The sequence below is a fragment of the Tardiphaga sp. genome (assembly GCF_041424195.1).
In the GTDB taxonomy this organism is placed as follows: domain Bacteria; phylum Pseudomonadota; class Alphaproteobacteria; order Rhizobiales; family Xanthobacteraceae; genus Tardiphaga.
This window is the reverse complement of sequence record NZ_JBGMOE010000168.1, coordinates 25,693-47,636: the sequence shown is the minus strand read 5'-3', so window position 1 is coordinate 47,636 and position 21,944 is coordinate 25,693. Positions and strand designations below refer to the sequence as shown.

The following is a 21,944-nucleotide window of genomic DNA, read 5'->3' as shown; positions in this document are numbered from 1 at the left end:
CGACCGCGACATGGCACCGGATGCCGTCACGCGCCTGCTGGAGCAGGCTCGCAAGGCCGGCGCACACGCGCTGATCCTCGAGAACGTCTCGCTCGATGGTGCCGCGCTGCAGGCGATCCGCCAATCGCTCGCCATGCAGGACCTGGCGCCGCGCATCCTGCAATCCCACGCCCGCGCCTGCCTCGACGCCACGCGTGATGCCGACGGCCTGCTGCGCGATGCGCTCGGCGCGAAGAAGCTGAAAGAACTGCGCCGCCAGCGCAATCGCCTCGCGGAACACGGCGATGTGACTTTCCACATCGCACGCACACCGGCGGAAATCGCTGCGACCATCGACACGTTCCTGACGCTCGAAGCCAGCGGATGGAAGGGCAAGCGCGGCACCGCCCTGATGCAGGATGCCGGCGACAGTGCCTTCATCCACAGCGCCACCAGGGCGCTTGCCGAACACGGCCAATGCGAGATCGTCACGCTGCGCGCGGGCAACACGCCGGTCGCCTCCGGTGTACTGCTCAGGCATCTCGATCGTGCGTTCTACTTCAAGCTTGGTGTCGACGAGCGCTTCGCCAAACTGTCCCCCGGCGTGCAACTCACGCTCGACGTGACGCGGCATCTCTGCGCCGATCCCGTGATCACCTGCGCCGACTCCACCGCCAATGCCGGGCACCCGATGATCGACCCGATCTGGCGCGGCCGCCTTGCGATCGGCGACGTGCTGATCCCGCTGCGCAAGCACGACCCGCTGGTCTCTCTGATCCACGGTGCACTCACCTTGCGTCGCGCGATCCGCGAGCCGTTGCGACGCGTCGCCCGCTCGATCCGAAACCGTCTCCGCTAGATATCCAGGGGGTCAATCATGAACGCTGCAACTGACGTCGCGCCGGTGATCTCGGCCGCCAATCAATCGCTCAAGAACGATTTTCCGCTGAAACCGTTCGCCATCAGGCACAAGCTCGCCGGACATCCGCTGCTGACGCTGCCGCGCATCGCGCAGCTCGCATCCGAGTTACCGCGCGATCTCATCGAATACAATTCGGGCAAGGTCGCGATCAGCCAGGACCCCGATGCGATCCCGTCGGTCGATCTCGACCCGGTCGAGGTGGTCAGGCGCATCGAGACCGCCGGCGCGTGGATGGTGCTGAAGCGGATCGAAAACGCGCCGGAATATCGCCAATTGCTCGAGAACACGCTGCTGTCGGTGGCCCGTGCCCGCGGCTTCAACAGCCTGCTCGATGCCGGCTTCGAACAGCTCGAAGGCTTCCTGTTCGTCTCCTCGCCGAATTCGACCACGCCGTTCCATCTCGACAGCGAGGATAATTTCTTCGTCCAGATCCACGGCGAGAAGTTCTTCACGATCTACGACAACAACGACCGCGCCATAGTCCCCGACGACGAGATCGAGCGCTCGATGACCAAGCATCGCAATCTCAAATTTGACGACAGTTTCGCGCCGCGCGCGGTCGAGTTTCACATGTTCGATGGCGACGGCTGCTACGTGCCCTATCAGTGGCCGCACTGGGTGCGCACTGCCGAGTCCTTCTCGATCTCAATGGCCATCACCTGGAAGACGCGCGAAGTGCGCCGCGTCAACGACCTGCACTTCTTCAACTCGATGCTGCGTGGCATCGGCTTCCCGCAGAAGCCGCCCGGGCAGCGGCCGGTACTGGATATGCTGAAGCTCGCCTTCTACCGGACCGTAACCACAGCGATCAAACCGCTTCGCGGCTCGCTGGCGATGCGCAAGATGCTGCGTCGCATCGCGCTCGGCAAGAAGGCGAATTATTATCTGAAGGGCGCGTAAGGCTCAAAGCTCGTCGGTCGGGATATCGGCTAGCTTCGCCAAGTGTCGCAGAAGCCCGGTCTTCAGGAGCTGATTTCCGTGGATTGGTACGGAAAGGCGAACTGTACTGCCCATTTTTCCATAGATGTGATGACTGCCGTTGATGCGTAATAACTCCCAGCCACGACGCTCGATCAAACGAGCGAATTCGCGGCCGGTCACGGACTTCATGCAGGCAATTCCAGCATCTGCTCCACCCCACCTGCGGCGGGTGGCTCGACCTCGACGGATAGACATCCCTCGATCGCTTCGCGGAGATTTTGCATGAGATCGTCCATACTGTCGCCCTGCGTGGCGCAGCCGGGGATCGCTGGGACTTCAGCCCAGAAACCGCCTTCTTCAGCCTGATGAACGACGATTTTGATCTTCATACGATCTCTCTAACAGAAAATGCCCCATTCAAAAAGGGATCCGAGCCAGAGTTCGAATCGCCCTACTCCGCCGCCTCGGCGTTCACTTCCGCCGACACCTGACGGATCGCACGTGCGAGCTTCTCGGCATCCTGGGCGCCGGACACGGCATATTTGCCGGCGAACACGAAGGTCGGCACGCCGGAGATGCCCTTGTCGGCGGCTTCCTTGGCATTGCCGGAAATCAGCGCGACATCCTCGTCGGTGGCAAGGCGCTTGCGGATCTCATCCGCATCGAGCCCGACGTCGGCTGCCGCCTGCACCAGCGTCTCGCTCTGGGTGAGATCGCCGCCATCGCGGAAATACAATTCCATCAGCCGCTGCTTGACCTCCGCCGACTTGCCGGAGGCTTCGGCCCAATGGATCAGCCGGTGGCAATCAATGGTGTTGGGCTGGCGCTTCACGCTGTCCGGCCGATAGGTCAGCCCTTCCTGCTCCGCCGCATCGACGACACGACCGGCGATGCCTTTATAGGCTTCGACCGATCCGAACTTGGTCTCCAGATAGGTCGAGCGATCGATGCCCTCGCGCGGAATCCACGGATTGAGGAAGAATGGCCGCCAATTGACATGCACCGGCACGTCGGGGACCAGCGCCAGCGCATTCTCGATCCGGCGCTTGCCGATATAGCACCACGGACACACGACATCGGAGACGATGTCGATCTGAAGCGGCTTCAAAGTGCTCATATGGGCGTGCTCCGTGCATGTGTTCCGCCCAGAGATAGGCGCCGCGGGCGTCGCGGGCAAGGCCGCTAGTTCCCGCTCCCAGCGATCTCCCGCAGCCTCGCCGAGGTCGCTTCATCCGCCGGAAAGAACGTCTCGATGGCGATTTCCGACAGGGTAATATCCAGCGGTGTACCGAAGGTCATGGTCGTCGACATGAAGCTCAGCACGTCGTCGCCGAGCTTCATGCGGAATGGCACCACGACGCTATCGGTTGCGATCGGCGCCGACCGCGCCGGCACCGGATAGGTCTTCAACTCCTGATACAGCTTGATCAGTTCCGGATCGGCCGTCGCCTCGCATTGCCGGTGCAGGCGCTCCAGCAGATGCGCGCACCATTCGCCGAGATTGACGGTGCGCGGGGCCAACGCCTCCGGATGAAAGCTCAGCCGCAGCACGTTGAAGGGCTGCCCGAGCAAGCGCGGCGCGATGCCTTCCAGCAGCGGCATCACCATGCGATTGGCCGCGACCAGATTCCAGTGCCGATCGACCGCCAGCGCCGGATTGGGCTCATGCGCCTTCAGCACCAGATCGATGGCCTGACGCGCCGAGGTCAGCGCGGGATCGTCCAGCGCCCGCTGCGGAAAGGCCGGCGCGAAGCCTGCGGCCACCAGCAAGACATTGCGCTCGCGTAGCGGCACATCGAGCCGCTCGGCCAGCCGCAACACCATCTCGCGCGAGGGCGCGGCGCGGCCGGTCTCGAGGAAACTCAGATGACGCGTGGAAATCTCGGCATCGCCGGCCAGATCCAGCTGGCTCAGGCGGCGGCGCTGCCGCCATTCGCGCAGATGGTGGCCGATCCCGGCGGGCCGGGATGTTGCGGAGGACGCTGCAAGCTGTGTGTTCATGGCAAAAAGCTAACACGCGAATTTCGCAGCTTCCATGACCTCACAGGTAATCGATTTGGCTCTGCGCGCCGGTCATCTTCGGCATATCGACAACGACCAACCGAAGGACATCGACCATGATCAATCCCTCTCTCCTGCTCCGCCGCGCCATCCAGATCGACGCCGTCGTCAGCGGCGCCATGGCGCTGCTGCTGACCTTTGCCGCGGCGGTGCTGGCACCGCTGCTGCATCTGCCTGAAGCACTGCTGCTGGAATCCGGCCTGTTTCTGATCGCCTATGCGGCGCTAGTCGGCTGGCTCGGCACCCGCGCGACCATGCCGAAACTGCTGGTGCTGGTCATCATCATCGGCAATGCGCTGTGGACGCTGGGCAGCATCGGCCTGCTGTTCTCGGGCGCGGTGACGCCGAACCTGCTCGGCCAGATCTTCGTGGCCGCACAGGCGATCGCAGTCGGCGTGTTCGCAGAGCTGCAATATATCGGGCTGCGCCGAAGCGCAGCGGCGCAGGCGGCCTAAGCCGCCTTGCTCTTGGCCTTGCCGGCCTTTGCCTTGCTAGCCTTGGCTTTGCTCGACTTGGCTTTAACGGACTTGGCTTTAACGGACTTGGCCTTGGTCGCTGCGGCGGTTTTCTTCGCGGCGGCCTTGGCCGTCTCGCCTTTACCCGAAGCACCCTTGCCGGAAGACTTGGCCTTCCTGGCCTTATCTTTGGCCCTCTTGGCCTTCGCCTTTTCTTCCTTCTTCAGCGCCTTGCGCTCGGCCTTCTCCTTGGCCTTCAGCTTCTCGGCACGGGCCTCGGCGCGCTTCTTCTTCCGCTTCTTCTCGCACGAATCACATTTGCAACCGATCGGCTTCAGGTATTCCTTGAAATACTCCGTGCCGTAATCGTAGTTGATCTCTTCGCCCGGCTCGATCTTCTTGATCGAGCGGATGGTGATCTTCTTCTTGGCCGCATTGACGTCGGACTCGGCGTTCGGCTTGCAGGCGTGGTTGATATAGCGCGCAATGTTCTTGCGGATCGAACCATCGACGGTCCAGCGCTTGCTGATCTGGAACAGATACTTGTTCTCGATCGCGTCGTGCTTCTCGTTCTTCGAATCCAGCAGGGGCCCGAAGTATTGGATGATCTTGACGCCCTTCTTGATCGGCTGGGTGGCGAAAAGACCGAGACCGGTTTTGGAACGGCCGATGCGATATGGCTTGGCGGAAGTCGAGGCGGGCATGGGGTGAGGAACTGACGCTGCTGGAGACAAAATGACGGCTGACCAAGCTGTCTAGCGTGATTCAACCAGCCCTGTCAGCCGCTTCCGTTGAACCTTCCCCAGCTTGTGAGCGTCAAACCAGCACCTTTCCCGTGCTGGATGCCCTTGAATGCCCCGCTTGCCCGCCCTCGCTGCCGCCCTGACGATCCTGCTCGGCGCCACCTCACTCGCCGCGGCCGACAATATCGGCAGCGTCTACAGCTCCGTGGCCGACAGGGATTGCCGCGGCGTCTCCAACTTCAAGATCGATGGCGACGACTATGCGCGAGAACAGGTCTGCAAGGGCCCCGCAGGCCTCGTCGTGTTCAAGAACGAAGATGATCTCCGCGAAACCATTTCGGCCGGCACCACGGCTGCGGCCGCCAACAGCGAGCCCGCAGCGTCGCAGGGCTTCGGCCCGTTCAACTCGACGACCAATACCATCGAATGGCGCATCATCGCCGGCAAACCATTCGCCATGATCCAGCGCTGGCACATCGCCGACAACGACGATCCCGACAAGGATGGACGGCCCAGGACGAAACAGATGCTGGTGGTGACACGCCTGCCGCCGGGTGCCGTGTGCCATGTCGCTTATATCGACGTGACAGCCAATCCCGACGCGAACGAGGTCGCGCGCAAGGCCGCCGATGAACTCGCCCGCGGCTTCGATTGCAAGAACGACAAGGTCAGCGTGGCCGGCACCGGCGGCCGGGCCACGGCACTAGCGATGGCATCACGCAATATCCCGGGCCTGGCCCGGTAGGATTCAAATCGATCGCGCGGTCAAAGCTTCGGTATTTTCGCCGCGTCGATCACCGCCGTCCATCGCGCGATTTCCGACGTGACCAATTCACGCATTTCCGGCGGCGTACTGCCGCGAACCTCGCCACCGATGGCCGTTTCAAGGCGGGTCCTGATGACAGGATCGGCCAGCGAGTCCTGAATCGCTTTATTCAGTTTCGCAATGATGGCTGGTGGCGTCCCCTTCGGCGCCAGAAGTCCGGCCCACGTCCTGACATCGAAGCCCTTCAGACCTGCCTCGCCGGCCGATGGAACATTCGGCAGCAAAGCACTCCGGGTCGATGATGTGACGGCGAGGCCGCGCACCGCACCACTCTCGATCTGCGGCGCAACAAGCACGCTGGTTCCAACGATCAGGGGCACATCGCCCGCGAGCAGCGCCGTGATCGCTTGGGAGTCTCCGCGATAGGGCACGTGCAGCACGTCGATGCCAGCTGCCGCTTTCAACAATTCGCCAGCAAGGTGATGCGTGCTGCCGAAGCCGACCGATCCGAAACTCAGTGATCCCGGCTTGGCCTTTGCGAGCGCGATGAGCTCTCCCAGCGTCTTTGCTTCATAGTCGCTGCGGGTAGCGACGACGAGCGCGTAATAGACGATCGTGGAGATCATCTCGAAACTTTCGACGGGTTGATAGGACAGCGATTTGTAAAGTCCTGCAGAAATCGCATGCCCCCCGGTCACAAGGCCGAGCGTGTATCCGTCAGGCGCAGCCTTGGCGACCGCGTCCGATGCGAGATTGCCGCCTGCACCAGGCTTCGCTTCGACGATGACGGTCTCATTGAGCTGTTTCGCCAGCCCGTCCGCAACGACGCGGGAGAGCGTGTCCGCGGCCCCACCCGATGCGAAACCGTGAACGATCCGAATGACACGATTTGGGTAGGCTTGCGCTGAGGCGCCAGGCACGTCGATCGACGAGACTATAGATATAGACACCGCGAGGCATGTGAGAACTCTGCCCCGAATAGATTTCGACAGCTGGCTCATTATTTCCTCCCCTTTTATTTCTTCAGCGTTGATCGCCGTGGTGCCGATCTGTCGCTTCATGGCGGCGACTTTGTCGGCAGCGATTTTACGTCGCCTTGCGTTTGAACTCCGCGAGCTCCGGCGATGGAGCGGGCCCCCAGATATCTCGGGGGAGACCTACCCAGACCTTGGGGCGCTGCGGACGATCGCGGTGCCATGGACGCGGCTCGAAATAACCGAGCTCTTCATCGATCATCTGATCGAGATCGAAGAACAGTTCGATGAGATGGCCATCGGGGTCGCGGTGATAGATCGCGACATTGTGACCCGGGCCATGACGAACCGGTCCCCACAGGATCTGCATCTTCTTGCGTCCGAGCAGGTCGCAGGCGCGATGCATGTGCGAGGCATCACGGAGCTCGAAGGCCGCGTGATGCAATCGCCGACCCGGGCCGCGCGCGAAATTGACGGAGTGATGATCGAAACCACACCGCATGAAGACGAAGGCGTCCTCGATCCAGTCCGACACCCGGAAATTCAGTACATCACCATAGAATTTCGACGCCTTCAGCGGGTCTTGCGTGTAGAGCGCGATATGGCCGAGGCGGTCGGCTGCAATGCCGCCGACAGGCTGCTCCGCGACAGCGAATGTCGGCCCCGCAAGCAGTTCGATCTCCATTTCCTCGAAGTCGCGGAACAACACCGAACGGGACACGCCAGGAAGCGGATCGGACTGGATCTGGGCCGCAATTCCAGCGCGCGACAGTGCTGTCACCAGATCGGCGAAATCCAGATCGGGCGCCACTTCGAAGGTCAATCGCCGACAGGCCGCCTGATCGCCACGCTGCAGGACGACGGCGAGTTCGTCCGAGTCGGTGGCCAGCGATGCGCGACTGGCGTCACGCGTCGCCACGCCGAGTCCGACCACCGTTTGATAGTAGTCGATCTGCCTCTCGATATCAGGCGTAACAAACGTCACATGCCTGATGCGTTTTACCTTGATCATGTGGTCCTCCGTATCTCGTTCCAGACCGATAGCCGTTCGCCTACGGGGTCATGATGATCTTGCCGAGTGCGCCTCCGGACTCCAGCAGCGTGTGAGCCTGCCGGACCTCGGATAATTTCAGCCGTGCGGAGATAGCGGGCTTGATCTCCCCGCGCCCGAGCAGCGAGATCAACTTCCCCATGATGGCACGGCGCGCATCGCGGTCATGGTCGTAGATGTGAAAGGAGAAGCAGCGCACGGCCGGACAGACGTCGAGATACTTCCGCATCTCTCCCATCAGGTTTTCTTCGGGAAGGCCGGCGAAGGCGTTGTAGGAGACCAGCGTCCCCCACTTGCCGAGCACGCCGAGATAGGAGACGAATTCGGGACCGCAAACATGGTCGAGCACGAGGCCGACGCCGCTCCCCCCGGTCAATTCGCGCGTCCGCGCGACGACGTCCTCGTTACGATAGAAAATAACATGATCCGCACCGTTGGATTTCGCGAACCGGGCTTTTTCGGGGGTGCTCACCGTACCGATCACCGTCATGCCTGCCAGCTTCGCCAATTGCACGATCGACGTGCCGACGCCGCCAGCAGCACCAATCACAAGCACATTGCCTGCGGGATTACGCCCACCGCATTCATGCAGCAGCGCCCAGGCGACTTGGTAGTTCGCAAGGCACACGGCGTCCTGCAAATCGACAGCATCGGGTAGCAAATGGATGGCGTCGGCCGGCGCGACCACATATTCGGCATAACAGCCGCCGCGCTGGGGCAGATCGCGGGCGCTCAGCAAAACCTTCTGGCCGACCGAGATGCCGACAACCCCGTGACCGACCGCGGAGATGCACCCTGCGACATCGTTCCCCGGATTGGCCGGCAGTGGCGGCATCCACTTGTAAACGCCGCGCCGGATCAAGACGTCCGGCTGGCCGACGCCAAACGCCTCAGCCTTGATCTGCACCTCTTTCGGGCCCGGAGCCGGAATGGCGACATCGACATAATCGAGCGCGTCGGGACCACCGGGACGATGAACCAGCACAGCCTTCATTAATCCACCCTGCAGAAGCTATTTTCGAAAATATGTCCTATTACGAAAATTATTGCAATAGCGGTCCTGCACCGGCATTCTGCGACCAGCCGGCGCCATCAACCGGCGGAATCCGAGGTCCATTCCATGACTGCTTCGGCCGTCAAATCGCGCAAAGAGTTCGGCAAAACACTCGCAGTCGATATCACGCACCGACTGCGTCAGGATATCGTCGCCTGCCGGCTCAAACCTGGCGAACCGCTAAAATTCGATGCCTTGAAGCTCGCTTTCGGCGCAAGCTTCACGACCCTGCGCGAGGCGCTGACGTCGCTGACGGCGGACGGCCTGGTCGTTGCCGAGGAGCAGCGTGGATTTCGCGTAGCGCCCGTTACGAGCGACGACCTGATCGACATCACCGAGACCCGGACCCTGATCGAGATCGAACTGCTCAGCCGCTCCATCGCAAATGGCGGAGATGACTGGGAAATAGCGGTTATGTCGACCCTGCACAGGCTGGGACGCATCGAGGAAAGGCTTCCCGGCAATCACGTCGAGAATCCGGAATGGCAGATCGCTCACCGCCAGTTTCACGAGGCGCTGGTGTCGTGCGGGCGCTCCCCGACGTTGCTCGGCATTCGGGCTTCGCTGTTCGAGCGCGCCGAACGCTATCGAAACCTGTCCGCTATGTTTCGCCCGCAACCACGCGACAAGGTCGGTGAGCATCGCGCCATCATGCAGGCCGCGATCGCCCGCGACACGGCGCTGGCCACGTCCCTGATCGACCGGCACATCCGCAGCACCTCCGACAATGTCGTGAAATACGCGTCTCATCTGCTGACCGAATCCTGAAACGGGATCGCCGGCCAGCCGGCGAAGAAACAGACCGTGGGCCTAAACTCCGACGTGGAAAGTCGCCACAGGCACCGAAAGCCCGCTTGCCAGGCTTTATTTTCGAAAATATAACGAACTTACGAAAGTCCGATATTCAGGATTAAACGGAAAGGCCCCATCATGAAGCTCTTGTCCTTCAGCCATCAGCAGCGCGAGAGCTGGGGAGCCGTCGTCAACGACGCGATTGTCGATCTTGGCAAGGCGCTCCCGCACTATCCGACGCTCGCTGATTTCATCGCCAGCCCCGACTTCGCCAAGCGCGACCAGATCGTTGCCGGACACAAGCCAGACCTGAAGCTCTCGGACATCAGCTACCTGCCGGTGATCCCTCGCCCCGAAAAGATCGTTTGCGCGGTGCGCAACTATCTCGACCACCACAAGGAAGCGGTGGCTCATGGCATGGACCGTCAGATCACCGAATTCCCACCGATCTTTCTACGGGTCTGGCGCTCACAGGTTGGCCACAACCAGCCGGTGATCCGGCCGAAAGTATCCACGCACCTGGACTGGGAAGGTGAACTTGCCGTCGTGATCGGCAAAGGCGGCCGCCATATTCCCGAAAGCAAGGCGATGGACCACATCGCGGGCTATTCGATTTATAACGACGTCAGCGTCCGTGATTATCAGCGACACGCGCAGCAGATCGCGGCCGGCAAGAATTTCGTCGGCACCGGACCGTTCGGCCCGTGGCTGGTGACCACCGACGAGTTGCCGGATCCCACCAAGCTCAAGCTCGAAACCCGCGTGAATGGTGACATCGTCCAATCCTCAGACACGTCCTTTTTGATCTTCTCGATTCCCCGGCTGATCAACTACGCGTCGGAAATCTTTGACCTCGTCCCGGGTGACGTCATTGCAACGGGAACGCCTGCCGGCGTCGGCTTTACGCGCAAGCCTCCAATCTTCCTGAAGGCCGGCGACATCGTCGAAGTCGAAATCGAGAAACTCGGCATCCTCAGCAACCCGGTTATCGACGAGTAGTCGGCGGACGACTTTCTCGCAACGCTCGCAAAACACGGACTGGGTCAACCATGACATCCTATGACATTCGCAAGACCCAGACTTCCGTCGAGACGGCCTGGCATGAACGCGGGCCACGTCTGGCACTACCGCTTCGCGTCGGCACGGCACTGGCGATTATCCGCAATCCTTTTGCTGGTCGCTACGAGCCCGACCTGATGGCCTTCCAGGCGGAACTACGCGAACTTGGACGCACACTTGCGGCCGAACTCGTTCAGGCGCTCGGCGGCAAGGAAACGATCGAAGCCTACGGCAAGGGCATGATCGTCGGCGAAGATGGCGAACTCGAACATGCGGCGGTATGGCACGAAGCCGGCGGCTGGGCGATGCGCGAGATTCTCGGCCAACCCAAGGCCATCGTGCCGGCTGCGAAGACCGTTGGCGGCATCGGCACACGGCTGATGGTCCCGCTCGGCCATATCGAAGCAGCCTATGTCCGCAGTCATTTCAGCACCGCTGAAATGACCATCTGGGATGGCCCGCGCCGCGACGAGATCGCCTTCGGCCTAGTGATGGCCACCGGCGGAAGACCCCATGCCCGTATTGGCGGGCTGGCAGCTTCCGATATCTCGGTGCATGACGGACAGCGATAACTCCCGCAAACAGCTCCTGCACGCGACGCCGGCACTTCGCAAAGAGTCTCGCTACTTCGTCTCCATCGCCCTGGCGACGGTGATCTTCAGCATCTCGACGAACAGCTTCTCCGCGTCGGTGCCGTCAGGCAGGCGGCGCAGGATGTCGGTGAGACGGCCATCGAGGGTCAGCATGGTGAAACCATGCACCAGCGACCATGTCCGTGCGATCTGCGCGGCCTGCTCGATGGTCAGCGCATCGGTGGCGACATTGCCCGGATGGTTCGCACCGACCACACTGGCAAGACCGGCGAAGGATGCATTGGCTGCCTCGCGCAAACTGGGCAAGGTCATGTCGAGCCGCTCGGTACGGAACATCAGCTGATACATGCCAGGCTGCGCGCGGGCATAAGCGAGATAGGCCTTGGCGCGGGCGAGTGCGCTTTCGAGGGGCGTGGCGCCGCTCGCACCAGCCGCAGTCATTGTGGCGTTGAAGTTGCGAAAGCCGATGGCCGCGAGTTCGCTGACGAGGCCGGTGAGATCGCCGAAGTGGTGCGTCGGAGCGGCGTGCGATACGCCGGCTTCGCGGGCAACGGCGCGCAGCGTCAGGCCAGATAGTCCGTCGCGCTCCAGCACGATTTCCGCGGCTTTCAGCAGTGCACCGTGCAAGTCCCCGTGATGATAGGGAGATTCAACGCCGGCGTTTTTCTTGGCCGCGGCCTTGGCTTGCGAACTTCTTGCTGCCTTCTTGCGGCGGTCTTGCGGCACGGCGCGCGGTTTCACGGTCTTGGTCTGCTTCGTCATATCGACAATATACCGCGCAATTTTGACACTGTAAAGATTTCGCTTGACGAACATGTCCTTCGGGACCTACTCATCTAGACAACGTAAAGATAACAGTATGGGAGACGACGATGGCGCTTCTGGACCCGATCGAGGCTGCTGATGACAATCTTGCGCCGATCCCGATGGAGTGCGACGCGCCGTTCCTGACCGTCGTCGGCGAGCTGCCGCGCGAGCTCAACGGCACGCTCTATCGCAACGGTCCCAATCCACAATTCGAGACCAAGGGATCGCACTGGTTTGTCGGTGACGGCATGCTGCACGCCTTTCACATCGAGAACGGCCACGCGAGCTATCGCAATCGCTGGGTCCGCACGCCGAAATTTTTGGCCGAGCACGATGCAGGCCGCGCGCTCTATCGCGGCTTCGGCCAGAAGCTGCCGGATGCCCCGGCTTCGCTCGGCAATGACTCAGGCGCGGCCAATACCAACATCATCTTCCATGCCGGTCGCCTGCTCGCGCTCGAAGAAGGCCACGCGCCAACCGAGATCGAACCGGGCACGCTGAAGACGCTCGGCTATCAGAACTATCGCGGGCGCATCGGCGGGCCATTCACCGCGCACCCCAAGATCGACCCTGTCACCGGCGAGATGAGTTTCTTCGGCTACAATGCCCGCGGCATCTTCAGTCCGACGATCTCGTTCGGCGCGATCGATTCATCGGGCATCGTGACGCGCTTCGAACGTTTCGACGCGCCCTATGCGAGCATGGTGCATGACTTCATTGTCACGGAGAACTACCTGCTGTTTCCGATCCTGCCGATCACAGGCAGTCTGGATCGTGCGCGTTCAGGCCGCCCGCCCTATGCGTGGGAGCCGGACAAGGGCTCATATGTCGGCGTGATGAAGCGCGGCGGCAGTGCCGATGATATCAGGTGGTTTCGTGCCGAGGCCTGCTACGTCTTTCATGTGATGAATGCGTGGGAAGAAGGCGAGTGCATCGTCGCCGATGTGATGCAGTCCGAAGAGGCGCCACTGTTCAGGCATCCCGACGGCTCGCCGACCGATCCTGCGAAATCCAGTGCCCGGCTTTGTCGATGGACCTTCGATCTGGCAGCCAATACCGATCGCTTCACCCGCACTTATCTCGACGACATGACCGGCGAATTCCCACGCATCGACGAACGGCGTTCGGGTCTTGTGAGTACGCAAGGCTGGTACGCCTGCGATAATCCGGCGCCGGGAGCCAGCAGCGCATTTTCGGGCCTCGTGCATGTCGGACGCGGTGGCGCGCGGCTGGCGCAATACATGCTGCCGCTCGGCGACAGTATTTCCGAGCCGGTCTTCGTCGCGCGCGGCAAGGACGCTGCCGAGGGCGATGGCTGGCTACTCGCTGTGGTCTGGCGCGCCCGGCAGAACCGCAGCGATCTGGCCGTATTCAATGCTGCCGACGTGGCGGCGGGGCCGATCGCCCTCGTCCAGCTCGGTCACCGGGTACCGGCAGGCTTCCATGGCAACTGGGTCGATGCATCATAAGCAGCTGGTTGAATGAAGTTTATCGATCCAGGCCCTTATAATTGTGACAGTGTAAAGATTTTTGTTGACGAACCCGTTCGCGAAGCCTAGAAAGAATCTTGACACTGTAAAGATGACTTGAGCGAAAACATTGAGGCGCCGTTTCTCATCAGCGCCCCGGTTGCCCAGGCCCCGTGAAACACCATGACAAATGCGCGCTTCCGACAACAAGCGCGCGGAACCGCCCATGATCAAACTCCTCCGCAAACTGGCTATCGGCTTTCTTTCCACCATCGCCTTCTTCGCGATGTTCATGATTGCCGGAGATGTACTGATCGCCGCTCTTGTTGCCATCGCAGGTGCCGGCGCGCAGTTCGTTCTCACAAGGATCGCGTATGGCAAGCCGGACGTGATGACCCGGACGGCAAGCTGGGCCAGCCTGGCCCTTCTGCTGGTCATGACCGGAACCTCGCTCGTAGGCGTCGACATACCCGACGCGGCGGCTTCGGCGTCCCATCACGATTTCACGCCGGCCAGCAATGTCTGCCCGCTCTCGCAGCGAGCCATTTGATCGCTGCGAGATGCGTTGCGACGCATGACTCCCGCCTTAGCGGCAGCAGCGCATCAGAACGGCACGGCGCGCGGCCTCGGAAGGTCCAGATCCGCACGTCGCTGCCGATGCCACCGAGTTCACCCCCGAAACGATCCTGCCGCCATTCGCAAACCGTGCACCCAGGCTACCGGACATCGAGCGTCGCGTTCGTGCCCTACCGTCGAAGCGCAGGCTACATGTCGAAACGAGACAATTTTGACAGTGTAAAGATTTTTGTTGACGAGCCTGCCGGCGAAGCATAGAAGCAATCTTGACAACGTAAAGATAACTTTGACTGGAAACGCCATGGCGTCCTTTCTCATCATTGCCCCGTTCGGTGCTTTTGCCATGCTGATGATGGTGACGTCCGTTACGGTCAGCCTGTTCGCCGCAGCAGCGCTGTCGTTCGGCATCGTGGTCTGGGACGTGATCCGCGGCGGCTCGCTGAAGATGCTGGCGGGAGGCTCGGTGCTGATCTTCAGTGCGCTGGGCTGCTACATCACACTGGTCGACGGCAACTGGACCCCGGTCGCTGTACGCCTCGCCGTCGATGGCGGCGTGCTGGCGATTGCGCTGCTCTCGCTGGCGATCCGCCTGCCCTTCACCCTGCAATATGCCCGCGAGAGCGTCGATGCAGAGACCGTGAAACTGCCCGGTTTCAAGAGAGCGAACTACATCATCACCTGGGCCTGGACCGGCGCCTTCGTGCTGATGCTGGTGGCGGACATGCTGATCATCTACATGCCCTCGCTGCCGCTGTGGATCGGCTTTGCGGTAGCCTTCGCCGCCCGCAATTCCGCCGTTGCCTTCACCAAATGGTATCCGCAATATCGCCGTGCCAAGTACGGTGCCGCGAAGCCCGCAGAGCCGCTGAAGCCCTGATTCCGGAAGCCCGATCTCTTTCTCGATTGCAATTTTGTGCCGTCACATCTCGATTGAATTTGGAGCACTGCGATGAAGGACGTATTCGCCAAACTCGGCCAGGATTTCTTCTCCACCATCGTCTTCCTGGTGCTCTATCTCGTCACTGGTGACGTCGTGCTGGCAACCTGCGTGGCGATTGCCGGCGCCATCACGCAGTTTGTTTATGCGCGCATCAAAGGCCAGACACTCGATATGATGACCTATGCCAGTCTCGCGCTGGTGGTCGTCCTCGGCGGCGCGACGCTGCTGACCAAGGATCCGCGCTTCGTGCTGGCAAAGCCCAGTATTGGGCATTTCGCCATCGGCGCCATCATGCTGCGCAAGGGCTGGATGCTGCGCTACATTCCTCCGATCGTCAGCGACACGGTTCCTGAATATGTGATCGCCGCGGGCTATGCTTGGGCTGCGCTGATGTTCGCGCTCGGTGCCGGCGTCATTGCCGTGGCCATGACAGGCGATATGAAGCTGTGGGCATTCTATGTGTCGGTCGTGGCTATTGGCGCCAAGGTGCTGGCTTTCGCGATCCAGTATGTCGTGCTGCGGGTGATCATCGCCCGCAAGCTTCGCGCAGCCGCCGCCGCACCGCAGATGTAATGCCTAGTCGTTGGCGCGTAGTTGCGAGCTTCGCAGATGCGCCACGCCGACATCCAGCGTGAACCTTGACGATGTGATCGGCGCGTGAATCGTGTCGCCCTCATATTCGGCGGTGATCCAGCGCGCGCCATCCGACAGCGCCGAGGTGGTGAATGACGCCATGCCGGCGCGATCGAGCCCGACATGAGCCGCGAGAACCTGCTCACCATCGCGAAACGTCACCGCCCCTTTCGGCACGCCGTCAGGGCTGGCAATCGCGGCAGTCAGCGTCACAGCCGCGCCGGGTGCGCAGGGATTGTCCGAAGACGACACTGCTACGGCCGGCATGACCCGTATGATCTCGGCCACCACCGCCGACTGGCTCGGCTGCACCACGACAGGCAGATAATCCGACGTCCCCATATAGTCCGCGCGGAAGCGATGTGGACCGGGCGGCAGTCGCTCCACCACCAGCCAGGGATGGGCCACATCGACCCAGCCGAGCACGGTGAGCGTCGTCTCATCGACAAAGCGGACAATGCCGCCGGGAACGCCGCCACCGCGCTCGCTCGTCACGGAGGCCGTGAGCGTCGTACGGCCGCTCGCATCGATCGATGACGCCAGCGTGGTGCGGGTCAGTTCGGAGTGGATGATGGATTGGGCGCGGACTGCGCTCGGGCTTGCAAGCATACATGCAGCGACAACGACCAGATGAAAATTGTTCACCTGTTACACTCCGGTTAGCCGCCCCGGAGGTGAGGCGTGCGGCCGGCGAAAAGGTTCAATGCAAAAGCAGGATGTGCAGAGGCCCCATGCCGATCCGAACAATTCGTCACAGATACTGATAAAATATGATTCCATTGACCGCACTGGCCGCGGCCAGCAACGTCACCACCGTCACATTCAGCTTCAGGGCATCCAACATGGTGCGGCCTCGAGTTCTGCGGTCTGACCGCTATTGGAACAGCGCCGCCTGAGTCGTCACCGCTTTTCTTTTTCATCCACATCCTTGCGGGTCACCGGAGAATCGAGTCCCGCGCAGGGGCCAGAATTCGGCCGATCCGCTGCAAGCCTGAGTCGCGTTTTGTCGAACCAAATCTCGGGAGCGGCGACACAAAACCATGACCCGAATCGCCATCCTGATCGCCGGCCTCATCACCGCCAGCACCGCATTTGCGCAGTCCGTGACACCCCCGCCCGAAATGCCCGATTGGTTTGCGAGCGCATATGCTTTCGTGCCGCCGGATCGCGTGGCGGGTCAGGTGTTTCATGTCGACACCACCAATCCGCAAGCGCCGATCGGCTATATCGCGGTCTATCCGGCCGACGCCGATGATCCGAAGACGACGGCGAGCGCGTTCGATGCCGGCGAGATGCTGGTCGCGCAACTGGCGCGCAGCGAAGGCAAGCTGACCACCCAGTCAGCCGAGTTGCGCCCGCGCGACGTCACATTGAACAGCAACATCCCGCGCGTGCTCAGCGCCGCACGTGACGACGACGAGTATCGCAACTTGCATGCCGAATTGCTGAAGACACGCGACAAGCTTCCCAATGGCACGATGCCTTGCGATATCCACGGCTGGTCGGAGGACCGCGACCCGAACGGATTGAACGTGCGTGCCGAGCCATCGGCGAAGGCAAAGATACTTGGCACATTGCCCGCGCCATACAAATTCAAGAGCAAGGGCGACAATGTTCCGGAAGGCGGCTGGCTGACGGAATTTTCCATCATCGGCTTCAAGGATGGCTGGTTCCTGATCGACGGCGCGCAGCCGCCAGGCAAGGAATACGAAGACGAGAGCGTCTATCCGCGCAACCACCCGAAGCCCTATAGCGGCCGTGGCTGGGTCGCGGCCAACAAGGTCGGCGCACAATATGCCAATGGCGATACCCGGATGGGCGGGCTGTTTCAGGCGCCCCATGTGGACGCGCAATGGACACCGGCCAAGGGCGAAGGCGGCAGCGAGATCAGCGCTGACGGCGGCCCGAAACGCATTCTCGCCTGCAGCGGTTTCTGGGCGCTGGTGGAAAGCCACGACGGCGTCCGCGGCTGGTGGCGCCGGCTGTGTTCAAGCCAGGTCACGAATTGCAGTTGAGCTAGAACCAGATCTGCATCGACAGCCCCTGCGCATCACGCGGTGCTTCGCCTTCAGGCACACAGCCCGCGCAATCGCGCGCCGCCAGCGCCACAGCACAGGCATCGAGCACGTCGTCCCGCTTTGCGCCGGTGCGCGTGCGCCTTGCAGTGAGCCAGTCGTCGATCTCGCTGAAGCCGTTCGCCAGCAACAGGTGACGGCGCAGGGCAAGCCCCTCCTCCGTGTGTTTGGACGGCAGCGGCGCATTGCCGTTCAGGCGGAGAAAAACGAGTTCGGGATGGGCTTCGCGAATATCCAGATCGCGATGCAACCGCACGAAGCCATCGACCTCCATGATCTTCAGCCCGAGATGCCAGAGCTGACGCGAGACTTTCTTCTGCTCGCGCCTCTCAGCTTCGGCGTTGGCGAGATCCGGATCGGTGAAGTCCTGCCACAGCCAGCGACGGCCGCCGGAGAATACGCGCGAGCCATGCGGGCTGAGCTTCTTGCGTGCAAGCTGATCGCAGCTCCGCACGCCGTCATCACCGAGACCGATGGGAATATCGATGGCCGCACGGTTAAAGCGCTGCGCCGCGAGCCAGGAGATGTCGCTGATGAAATCGATGGACCGCCGGTCGCCGTCGAGGGTGACGGCGACCCAGCCTTTATTGAAACCATCGAGCCCGATGGCGATCATCGGGCGCGCTTCGCGCCCTAGCCGAGGTTCAGTTCCTTGAAGAAGTCGTTGCCCTTGTCATCGATGATGATGAAGGCCGGGAAGTCGACAACTTCGATGCGCCAGATCGCTTCCATGCCGAGTTCGGGATATTCGACCACCTCGACCTTCTTGATGCAGTGTTCGGCAAGGTTCGCCGCCGAGCCGCCGATCGAGCCGAGATAGAAGCCGCCATGCTTCTTGCAGGCCTCGCGCACCGCGACCGCGCGGTTGCCCTTGGCGACCATCACCATGGAGCCGCCCGCCGCCTGGAATTGATCGACGAAAGAATCCATGCGGCCGGCCGTGGTCGGGCCGAATGCGCCGGAGGCGTAGCCTTCGGGAGTTTTAGCAGGGCCTGCGTAATAGACCGGATGGTTCTTGAAATAATCCGGCAGCGGCTCGCCCTTCTCCAGCCGATCGCGCAGCTTGGCATGCGCACTGTCGCGCGCGACGATCATGGTGCCGGTGAGCGACAGGCGAGTCTTGGTCGGGTACTTCGACAGCGTCGCAAGCACGTCGTTCATCGGCTGGTTGAGATCGATCTTTACCACCTCGCCGCCGAGCGCCTGCTCGACCTGCGGCAGATACTGTGCGGGGTTATGCTCGAGCTCTTCGAGATAGACGCCGTCCCTGGTGATCTTGCCGAGCACCTGACGGTCCGCCGAGCAGGATACGCCGAGGCCGATGGGCAGCGACGCGCCGTGGCGCGGCAGGCGAATGACGCGAACGTCGTGGCAGAAATACTTGCCGCCGAACTGCGCGCCGACGCCGGACGACTGCGTCATCTTGAGGATTTCCTGTTCCATCTCCAGATCGCGGAAGGCGTTGCCGTCCGGCGACCCTTGCGTCGGCAGCGCGTCGAGATAACGCGCGGACGCGAGCTTCACCGTCTTCATGCAGAGCTCGGCCGAGGTGCCGCCGATGACGATGGCGAGATGGTAGGGCGGGCACGCGGCGGTGCCCAGCGTCATGATCTTCTCTTTCAGGAAGGCAAGGAGACGATCCTTGGTCAGCACCGACGGCGTTGCCTGGAACAGGAAGCTCTTGTTGGCGGAGCCGCCGCCCTTGGCCATGAACATGAACTTGTAGGCGTCATCGCCCTCGGCATAGATCTCGCACTGAGCCGGCATGTTGTTGGCGGTGTTCTTCTCTTCATACATGGTCAGCGGAGCGACCTGCGAATAGCGCAGGTTGCGGCGCAGATAGGCGTCGCGCGCGCCTTCGCTAAGTGCAGCCTCATCGTCGCCATCGGTGATGACGTTGCAGCCCTTCTTGCCCATGATGATCGCGGTGCCGGTGTCCTGGCACATCGGCAGCACGCCGCCGGCGGCGATGTTCGCGTTCTTGAGGAAGTCGAAGGCGACGAACTTGTCGTTCGGGCTGGCTTCGCTGTCATCCAGGATATTGCGCAGCTGCTGCAGATGGCCGGGGCGCAGATAGTGGTTGATGTCGCCGAACGCGGCCTCAGAGAGCGCCTTCAGCGCGTCACGCGACACTACGAGCATGTCCCTGCCAAGCACCTTCTCGACTCGCACGCCCTCGGTGGTGACCTTCTTGTAGGGCGTGGTGTCCGCGCCCAGCGGAAACAGCGGGGTGTGCTTGTAGGGCGGTACGGGCTTCGGATCGGGGAAAGCGGTGGGGGCGTTCATAGGTGGGGCCTCAAAAAGGGAGGGAATTTGAGGCCCTTGTAGGCGGTTTCCGGACTGTTTTGAAGGGTTCAAAACAGGGGGACAGGCCCGCAATCCCGGGGACGGATGCCCTCCTCCCGCCAAGATCAACGGCGCCCGCCGCGCCTTGCATAAAATGGCGTCCCGCGTTTCAGTACGGCCGGGGATTGAGGAGAATTCTGGAATGTCTTTCGACCGTCTGCGCGGTATTTTTTCGGCTGTGGCCCTTCTCGCCACCGTAACCCTTGTCGCTTCACCTGCCCGCGCCGACCGCTGCGACGATCTCGCGCGTCAGCTCAAGAGTCAGATCGACGGGCTCAGCGTCGGGCGCACCGCGGCCAATGTGATCTACCTGTCGCATCCAGCGGCCAAGCAGCTGCGGCTTGGCTGCGCCAGCCGTAATTTCAGCAACGAGCTCTATGCGGCGTCCGCGACCCGCAAGCCGGCGCCGGCTTTCACTGATCTCGTCGCCAGCGCGGCAGCCGTCATCTTCACGATCCCCAAGCCGGATACGGTAAAGGGCACCACGCGATGTCTCGGCCGCATGGGGATCTTCCGCGGCGATGACGTGAAGCTGCGCTATCGCCGGCTCGATCTGCGGTGCACCCGCAGCAAGACCTCCGCGAATATCACGATCTCGCGCGGCAAGGACGAATGAGCGCTTCGTTCCAATTGTAGCGAAGTCGCACATACGACATTCACCACAGCCGGCGGTCCAGCCTGATTGCTGCAAATTGCAGCGCCTGATTCACCACTCCTTGTTGGCACGCGCCCATGGTCCGACTGCAAGTGTTGGACACAGGGAATTTGAGATGAGCGTTTCAAGCGTAAGCAGCGCGCCGCCGGTCACACAGGTGACGCCGATCGAGGCGAAGCCGCCGGAGCCGAAGAAGAACGACGACAACGATAGCCGCACCGCGCCGCCCCCGCCGCGCGCAGCACTGCCGCCCGGCCAGGGCACCCGGATCGATCAGCTCGCCTGAATCGACATCGCGGGACAGATCAGCCACCGATCGGCCTGACGCTCTGCCTGCCATACCGCTGCCGCGAAGCTGGTATCGGATGCCTGGCCTAGGGGTTCGGCATGATCGTTCGCCTCGTGATACGGACGCTGGTCTGGTTCAGCGTGATCGGCGTGGTTTTGTTCGCTACCGCCGGGACCTGGCAATGGCCGGCGGCGTGGTCATTTCTGGTCTTCATGATCCTGCTCGGCCTTGGTGGCGGCCTGTGGCTGATCCAGAGCGATCCCGCACTGTTTGAAGAACGCATGAGGCCGGTAATACAGCCGGGACAACCCTCAGCAGACCGTGTCTTCATGGTGGCATTCTTTGCCGTGGCACTGGCTTGGCTGATCGTTGCAGGACTGGATCAGCGCTTCGGCCTTTCGCAGATGACGGCTGGCCTCCAGATCGCGGGCGCGGCACTCGCATTCACGGGAATCGCCATCTCGTTCCGGGTACTGCGCGAAAACAGTTTCGCCGCACCGGTCATCAAGCTTCAACGCGACCGCGGCCAGCACGTCGTCGATACCGGTCCCTATCATTTTGTGCGTCATCCCATGTATAGCGGCGCCATCCTGTTTTTTCTCGGCACATCGCTCTGGCTTGGCTCCTGGTGGAGTGCTGCGCTGACGCTGATCATGACCGTACTGCTCGCATGGCGCACGACGGCCGAAGAGCGTATCTTGCGGGACGGTCTCCCCGGCTACACCGACTATACGACGCGCGTCCGCTATCGTCTGTGTCCGGGGCTCTGGTAACCCCGCCGCGC

The 21,944-nt window shown here is 61.9% G+C and carries 27 protein-coding genes; 15 read left to right on the top strand and 12 right to left on the bottom strand.

Features of this window, described 5'->3' with window-relative positions:
- Together ACEK02_RS22980 and ACEK02_RS22975 are read left to right on the top strand one after the other, a co-directional pair.
- On the top strand, positions 1 to 838 hold an 838-nt coding region (locus ACEK02_RS22980), incomplete at its 5' end, for a GNAT family N-acetyltransferase (protein WP_371423854.1).
- An 18-nt stretch (positions 839 to 856) separates the two neighbouring features.
- Positions 857 to 1,801: a JmjC domain-containing protein gene (locus ACEK02_RS22975; protein WP_371423853.1), complete on the top strand. Its 945-nt coding sequence runs from the start codon at positions 857 to 859 to the stop codon at positions 1,799 to 1,801.
- Between the two features lie 3 nt (positions 1,802 to 1,804).
- Here the strand turns inward: ACEK02_RS22975 and ACEK02_RS22970 are convergent, their stop codons facing one another.
- The 4 genes from ACEK02_RS22970 to ACEK02_RS22955 all read right to left on the bottom strand — a co-directional run bounded on the left by ACEK02_RS22970 (position 1,805) and on the right by ACEK02_RS22955 (position 3,823).
- A complete protein-coding gene (locus ACEK02_RS22970; RefSeq protein WP_371423852.1) occupies positions 1,805 to 2,011 on the bottom strand; it encodes a type II toxin-antitoxin system HicA family toxin in 207 nt (68 codons plus the stop codon).
- A complete protein-coding gene (locus tag ACEK02_RS22965) occupies positions 2,008 to 2,211 on the bottom strand; it encodes a type II toxin-antitoxin system HicB family antitoxin (protein ID WP_371423851.1) in 204 nt (67 codons plus the stop codon). Before ACEK02_RS22965 ends, ACEK02_RS22970 begins: the two co-directional genes overlap by 4 nt.
- Before the next feature lie 62 nt (positions 2,212 to 2,273).
- Positions 2,274 to 2,939 carry a DsbA family oxidoreductase gene (locus ACEK02_RS22960; protein ID WP_371423850.1) on the bottom strand — a complete coding sequence of 222 codons (666 nt, stop codon included), beginning with the start codon at positions 2,937 to 2,939 and terminating at the stop codon, positions 2,274 to 2,276.
- Positions 2,940 to 3,004: 65 nt separating this feature from the next.
- Positions 3,005 to 3,823: a helix-turn-helix domain-containing protein gene (locus ACEK02_RS22955; protein WP_371423849.1), complete on the bottom strand. Its 819-nt coding sequence runs from the start codon at positions 3,821 to 3,823 to the stop codon at positions 3,005 to 3,007.
- A gap of 116 nt (positions 3,824 to 3,939) precedes the next feature.
- Between ACEK02_RS22955 and ACEK02_RS22950 the strand changes: the two genes are divergently transcribed.
- Positions 3,940 to 4,338 carry a hypothetical protein gene (locus ACEK02_RS22950; RefSeq protein ID WP_371423848.1) on the top strand — a complete coding sequence of 133 codons (399 nt, stop codon included), beginning with the start codon at positions 3,940 to 3,942 and terminating at the stop codon, positions 4,336 to 4,338.
- Here the strand turns inward: ACEK02_RS22950 and ACEK02_RS22945 are convergent.
- Positions 4,335 to 5,042, bottom strand: coding sequence for an SET domain-containing protein (locus ACEK02_RS22945; RefSeq protein ID WP_371423847.1), 708 nt, complete (start codon positions 5,040 to 5,042; stop codon positions 4,335 to 4,337). The two genes, ACEK02_RS22950 and ACEK02_RS22945, sit on opposite strands and share 4 nt — an antisense overlap.
- Before the next feature lie 148 nt (positions 5,043 to 5,190).
- Here ACEK02_RS22945 and ACEK02_RS22940 point away from each other — a divergent pair, with 148 nt between their 5' ends.
- Positions 5,191 to 5,826: a hypothetical protein gene (locus ACEK02_RS22940; RefSeq protein ID WP_371423846.1), complete on the top strand. Its 636-nt coding sequence runs from the start codon at positions 5,191 to 5,193 to the stop codon at positions 5,824 to 5,826.
- Between the two features lie 20 nt (positions 5,827 to 5,846).
- On the opposite strand, the gene ACEK02_RS22935 is transcribed toward ACEK02_RS22940, so the two are convergent.
- The 3 genes from ACEK02_RS22935 to ACEK02_RS22925 all read right to left on the bottom strand — a co-directional run bounded on the left by ACEK02_RS22935 (position 5,847) and on the right by ACEK02_RS22925 (position 8,866).
- Positions 5,847 to 6,797, bottom strand: a complete 951-nt coding sequence (locus tag ACEK02_RS22935) for a tripartite tricarboxylate transporter substrate binding protein (RefSeq protein WP_371423845.1) — start codon at positions 6,795 to 6,797, stop codon at positions 5,847 to 5,849.
- A gap of 136 nt (positions 6,798 to 6,933) precedes the next feature.
- Positions 6,934 to 7,833: a VOC family protein gene (locus tag ACEK02_RS22930; protein ID WP_371423844.1), complete on the bottom strand. Its 900-nt coding sequence runs from the start codon at positions 7,831 to 7,833 to the stop codon at positions 6,934 to 6,936.
- Positions 7,834 to 7,873: 40 nt separating this feature from the next.
- Positions 7,874 to 8,866, bottom strand: a complete 993-nt coding sequence (locus ACEK02_RS22925) for a zinc-dependent alcohol dehydrogenase family protein (RefSeq protein WP_371423843.1) — start codon at positions 8,864 to 8,866, stop codon at positions 7,874 to 7,876.
- 126 nt (positions 8,867 to 8,992) lie between these two features.
- Here ACEK02_RS22925 and ACEK02_RS22920 point away from each other — a divergent pair, with 126 nt between their 5' ends.
- The 3 genes from ACEK02_RS22920 (at position 8,993) to ACEK02_RS22910 (ending at position 11,349) form a co-directional block, all read left to right on the top strand.
- Complete coding sequence (locus ACEK02_RS22920) at positions 8,993 to 9,694, top strand: GntR family transcriptional regulator (protein ID WP_371423842.1); 702 nt, start codon at positions 8,993 to 8,995, stop codon at positions 9,692 to 9,694.
- 162 nt (positions 9,695 to 9,856) lie between these two features.
- Complete coding sequence (locus tag ACEK02_RS22915) at positions 9,857 to 10,717, top strand: fumarylacetoacetate hydrolase family protein (RefSeq protein WP_371423841.1); 861 nt, start codon at positions 9,857 to 9,859, stop codon at positions 10,715 to 10,717.
- Between the two features lie 50 nt (positions 10,718 to 10,767).
- Positions 10,768 to 11,349 carry an amino acid synthesis family protein gene (locus ACEK02_RS22910; protein WP_371423840.1) on the top strand — a complete coding sequence of 194 codons (582 nt, stop codon included), beginning with the start codon at positions 10,768 to 10,770 and terminating at the stop codon, positions 11,347 to 11,349.
- A 51-nt stretch (positions 11,350 to 11,400) separates the two neighbouring features.
- On the opposite strand, the gene ACEK02_RS22905 is transcribed toward ACEK02_RS22910, so the two are convergent.
- Positions 11,401 to 12,132 (bottom strand): TetR/AcrR family transcriptional regulator, encoded by a 732-nt coding sequence (locus ACEK02_RS22905; RefSeq protein WP_371423839.1) that lies wholly within the window; start codon positions 12,130 to 12,132, stop codon positions 11,401 to 11,403.
- 110 nt (positions 12,133 to 12,242) lie between these two features.
- Between ACEK02_RS22905 and ACEK02_RS22900 the strand changes: the two genes are divergently transcribed.
- The 4 genes from ACEK02_RS22900 (at position 12,243) to ACEK02_RS22885 (ending at position 15,735) form a co-directional block, all read left to right on the top strand.
- Entirely contained in the window at positions 12,243 to 13,646 is a 1,404-nt protein-coding gene (locus ACEK02_RS22900) for a carotenoid oxygenase family protein (protein WP_371423838.1), read from the top strand.
- 190 nt (positions 13,647 to 13,836) lie between these two features.
- On the top strand, positions 13,837 to 14,196 hold the full coding sequence (locus ACEK02_RS22895) for a hypothetical protein (RefSeq protein WP_371423837.1): 360 nt from the start codon (positions 13,837 to 13,839) through the stop codon (positions 14,194 to 14,196).
- A gap of 327 nt (positions 14,197 to 14,523) precedes the next feature.
- The gene (locus ACEK02_RS22890) at positions 14,524 to 15,099 is read left to right on the top strand and encodes a hypothetical protein (RefSeq protein WP_371423836.1); all 576 of its coding nucleotides are present in this window, start codon (positions 14,524 to 14,526) and stop codon (positions 15,097 to 15,099) included.
- A gap of 72 nt (positions 15,100 to 15,171) precedes the next feature.
- A complete protein-coding gene (locus ACEK02_RS22885; RefSeq protein WP_371423835.1) occupies positions 15,172 to 15,735 on the top strand; it encodes an inner membrane-spanning protein YciB in 564 nt (187 codons plus the stop codon).
- Positions 15,736 to 15,738: 3 nt separating this feature from the next.
- Here ACEK02_RS22885 and ACEK02_RS22880 read toward each other — a convergent pair whose 3' ends face one another.
- Complete coding sequence (locus tag ACEK02_RS22880; RefSeq protein ID WP_371423834.1) at positions 15,739 to 16,440, bottom strand: Ig-like domain-containing protein; 702 nt, start codon at positions 16,438 to 16,440, stop codon at positions 15,739 to 15,741.
- 395 nt (positions 16,441 to 16,835) lie between these two features.
- Here ACEK02_RS22880 and ACEK02_RS22875 point away from each other — a divergent pair, with 395 nt between their 5' ends.
- Complete coding sequence (locus ACEK02_RS22875; RefSeq protein WP_371423833.1) at positions 16,836 to 17,810, top strand: SH3 domain-containing protein; 975 nt, start codon at positions 16,836 to 16,838, stop codon at positions 17,808 to 17,810.
- Between the two features lies 1 nt (position 17,811).
- Here the strand turns inward: ACEK02_RS22875 and ACEK02_RS22870 are convergent, their stop codons facing one another.
- A complete protein-coding gene (locus ACEK02_RS22870) occupies positions 17,812 to 18,486 on the bottom strand; it encodes a DUF429 domain-containing protein (protein ID WP_371423832.1) in 675 nt (224 codons plus the stop codon).
- A 17-nt stretch (positions 18,487 to 18,503) separates the two neighbouring features.
- Positions 18,504 to 20,156, bottom strand: coding sequence for a fumarate hydratase (locus tag ACEK02_RS22865; RefSeq protein WP_371423831.1), 1,653 nt, complete (start codon positions 20,154 to 20,156; stop codon positions 18,504 to 18,506).
- A 202-nt stretch (positions 20,157 to 20,358) separates the two neighbouring features.
- Between ACEK02_RS22865 and ACEK02_RS22860 the strand changes: the two genes are divergently transcribed.
- The 3 genes from ACEK02_RS22860 to ACEK02_RS22850 all read left to right on the top strand — a co-directional run bounded on the left by ACEK02_RS22860 (position 20,359) and on the right by ACEK02_RS22850 (position 21,933).
- The gene (locus ACEK02_RS22860; RefSeq protein ID WP_371423830.1) at positions 20,359 to 20,832 is read left to right on the top strand and encodes a hypothetical protein; all 474 of its coding nucleotides are present in this window, start codon (positions 20,359 to 20,361) and stop codon (positions 20,830 to 20,832) included.
- A gap of 154 nt (positions 20,833 to 20,986) precedes the next feature.
- Positions 20,987 to 21,157 (top strand): hypothetical protein, encoded by a 171-nt coding sequence (locus tag ACEK02_RS22855; protein WP_371423829.1) that lies wholly within the window; start codon positions 20,987 to 20,989, stop codon positions 21,155 to 21,157.
- A gap of 101 nt (positions 21,158 to 21,258) precedes the next feature.
- Positions 21,259 to 21,933, top strand: a complete 675-nt coding sequence (locus tag ACEK02_RS22850; protein WP_371423828.1) for an isoprenylcysteine carboxylmethyltransferase family protein — start codon at positions 21,259 to 21,261, stop codon at positions 21,931 to 21,933.
- Positions 21,934 to 21,944: the final 11 nt, after the last annotated feature.

Bases quoted from the DNA above. Each gene is read 5' to 3' on its own strand.
- ACEK02_RS22900 (WP_371423838.1), top strand. From the start codon at position 12,243: ATGGCGCTTCTGGACCCGATCGAGGCTGCTGATGACAATCTTGCGCCG.
- ACEK02_RS22890 (WP_371423836.1), top strand. From the start codon at position 14,524: ATGGCGTCCTTTCTCATCATTGCCCCGTTCGGTGCTTTTGCCATGCTG.
- ACEK02_RS22945 (WP_371423847.1), bottom strand. From the start codon at position 5,042: ATGCCCGCCTCGACTTCCGCCAAGCCATATCGCATCGGCCGTTCCAAA.
- ACEK02_RS22915 (WP_371423841.1), top strand. From the start codon at position 9,857: ATGAAGCTCTTGTCCTTCAGCCATCAGCAGCGCGAGAGCTGGGGAGCC.
- ACEK02_RS22970 (WP_371423852.1), bottom strand. From the start codon at position 2,011: ATGAAGTCCGTGACCGGCCGCGAATTCGCTCGTTTGATCGAGCGTCGT.
- ACEK02_RS22860 (WP_371423830.1), top strand. From the start codon at position 20,359: ATGTCTTTCGACCGTCTGCGCGGTATTTTTTCGGCTGTGGCCCTTCTC.
- ACEK02_RS22870 (WP_371423832.1), bottom strand. From the start codon at position 18,486: ATGATCGCCATCGGGCTCGATGGTTTCAATAAAGGCTGGGTCGCCGTC.
- ACEK02_RS22910 (WP_371423840.1), top strand. From the start codon at position 10,768: ATGACATCCTATGACATTCGCAAGACCCAGACTTCCGTCGAGACGGCC.
- ACEK02_RS22875 (WP_371423833.1), top strand. From the start codon at position 16,836: ATGACCCGAATCGCCATCCTGATCGCCGGCCTCATCACCGCCAGCACC.
- ACEK02_RS22855 (WP_371423829.1), top strand. From the start codon at position 20,987: ATGAGCGTTTCAAGCGTAAGCAGCGCGCCGCCGGTCACACAGGTGACG.
- ACEK02_RS22940 (WP_371423846.1), top strand. From the start codon at position 5,191: ATGCCCCGCTTGCCCGCCCTCGCTGCCGCCCTGACGATCCTGCTCGGC.
- ACEK02_RS22850 (WP_371423828.1), top strand. From the start codon at position 21,259: ATGATCGTTCGCCTCGTGATACGGACGCTGGTCTGGTTCAGCGTGATC.
- ACEK02_RS22950 (WP_371423848.1), top strand. From the start codon at position 3,940: ATGATCAATCCCTCTCTCCTGCTCCGCCGCGCCATCCAGATCGACGCC.
- ACEK02_RS22965 (WP_371423851.1), bottom strand. From the start codon at position 2,211: ATGAAGATCAAAATCGTCGTTCATCAGGCTGAAGAAGGCGGTTTCTGG.
- ACEK02_RS22895 (WP_371423837.1), top strand. From the start codon at position 13,837: ATGCGCGCTTCCGACAACAAGCGCGCGGAACCGCCCATGATCAAACTC.
- ACEK02_RS22885 (WP_371423835.1), top strand. From the start codon at position 15,172: ATGAAGGACGTATTCGCCAAACTCGGCCAGGATTTCTTCTCCACCATC.
- ACEK02_RS22865 (WP_371423831.1), bottom strand. From the start codon at position 20,156: ATGAACGCCCCCACCGCTTTCCCCGATCCGAAGCCCGTACCGCCCTAC.
- ACEK02_RS22975 (WP_371423853.1), top strand. From the start codon at position 857: ATGAACGCTGCAACTGACGTCGCGCCGGTGATCTCGGCCGCCAATCAA.
- ACEK02_RS22925 (WP_371423843.1), bottom strand. From the start codon at position 8,866: ATGAAGGCTGTGCTGGTTCATCGTCCCGGTGGTCCCGACGCGCTCGAT.
- ACEK02_RS22930 (WP_371423844.1), bottom strand. From the start codon at position 7,833: ATGATCAAGGTAAAACGCATCAGGCATGTGACGTTTGTTACGCCTGAT.
- ACEK02_RS22920 (WP_371423842.1), top strand. From the start codon at position 8,993: ATGACTGCTTCGGCCGTCAAATCGCGCAAAGAGTTCGGCAAAACACTC.
- ACEK02_RS22960 (WP_371423850.1), bottom strand. From the start codon at position 2,939: ATGAGCACTTTGAAGCCGCTTCAGATCGACATCGTCTCCGATGTCGTG.
- ACEK02_RS22905 (WP_371423839.1), bottom strand. From the start codon at position 12,132: ATGACGAAGCAGACCAAGACCGTGAAACCGCGCGCCGTGCCGCAAGAC.
- ACEK02_RS22955 (WP_371423849.1), bottom strand. From the start codon at position 3,823: ATGAACACACAGCTTGCAGCGTCCTCCGCAACATCCCGGCCCGCCGGG.